This is a genomic window from Leucobacter sp. M11 (assembly GCF_035726885.1).
Lineage (GTDB): Bacteria > Actinomycetota > Actinomycetes > Actinomycetales > Microbacteriaceae > JAPFRB01.
The window spans coordinates 31,903-32,950 of sequence record NZ_JAPFRB010000004.1; the positions used below are offsets into that span (position 1 = coordinate 31,903).

Sequence of the window (1,048 nt, forward strand, 5' to 3'; positions counted from 1 at the left end):
AATCTCGCGGCTCCGTCGCAGGGCTGGGCTCGGGCGTCGCCGCGGGCAGCTCCGCTTTCGCGCTCAGCTGGATGCCGAGCATCCCGAGCACCCGGAAGAAGCGGTCGTCGAAGTGCTTGCCGCGGCCGGTTTCCAGCTCGCTGAGCCAGCGCTGGGTCACCCCGAGCTGCGCGGAGAGCTCCACCTGGCTGAGGCCCCGGCGCTTTCGGACGACGCGGACGAGCGCGCCCAGGTCGTGCGGTGAGCTGATGGGGGTGGGCACGCGGCCTCCTGAATCGTGGCCAGGGCCCGGACGCCGTTGCTTCGGCACGCGAACCCGCGACCGGGTCGAAGTGTCATTGTACGTGCCCGGCTCCCCGCTCGCTACGATTGATTCATGACTCAGGACCAGGCGCAGGGCGCACTCGTAGGCGTAGTAATGGGATCCGACTCGGACTACCCGGTGATGAGCGAGGCCGTGCAGGTGCTCCGCGACTTCGGCATCCCGCACGAGGTGGAGGTCGTCTCCGCGCACCGCACCCCCGAGAAGATGGTGGACTACGGGCACGAGGCCGCGGGCCGGGGCCTGCGCGTCATCATCGCGGGCGCGGGCGGAGCCGCCCACCTGCCCGGCATGCTCGCCTCGCTGACCACCCTGCCCGTGGTCGGGGTGCCCGTCCCCCTCGCGAAGCTGGACGGCATCGACTCCCTGCTGTCCATCGTGCAGATGCCCGGCGGGATCCCCGTAGCCACCGTCTCCATCGGCGGCGCGAAGAACGCGGGCCTGCTTGCCGTGCGGATGCTCGCCGCGGGGAACCCCGAGCTCACCGCCCAGCTGGACGCCTACGCGGCCTCGCTCAAGGACATGGTCGCGGAGAAGAACGCGGCCCTGCAGGCGCGCATCGCCGCCGAGTAGCGTCCCCCGGCGCGGCGGGCCCTAGCCCACCGCGGTGCCGAACAGCATCCCGACGAGGTACGTGACCGCCATGGTGGCGGAGCCCATGACCACGTTGCGCAGCACCGCCCGCCCGGTCGGCGCACCGCCCAGCCGGGCGCTCAGCCAGCCCGT

At 72.0% G+C, this 1,048-nt stretch carries 2 protein-coding genes and 1 pseudogene; 1 reads left to right on the plus strand and 2 read right to left on the minus strand.

The window, feature by feature from the left end; genetic code table 11:
• Positions 1 to 262 (minus strand): helix-turn-helix domain-containing protein (locus tag OOT08_RS12125; RefSeq protein ID WP_325092979.1); only part of this gene is annotated, 262 nt, incomplete at its 3' end.
• A gap of 114 nt (positions 263 to 376) precedes the next feature.
• Between OOT08_RS12125 and purE the strand changes: the two genes are divergently transcribed.
• Entirely contained in the window at positions 377 to 895 is a 519-nt protein-coding gene (purE, locus tag OOT08_RS12130; RefSeq protein ID WP_325092980.1) for a 5-(carboxyamino)imidazole ribonucleotide mutase, read from the plus strand.
• A 21-nt stretch (positions 896 to 916) separates the two neighbouring features.
• Here purE and OOT08_RS12135 read toward each other — a convergent pair.
• Positions 917 to 1,048 (minus strand): annotated as a pseudogene (locus OOT08_RS12135) (VIT1/CCC1 transporter family protein); the annotation flags it as partial.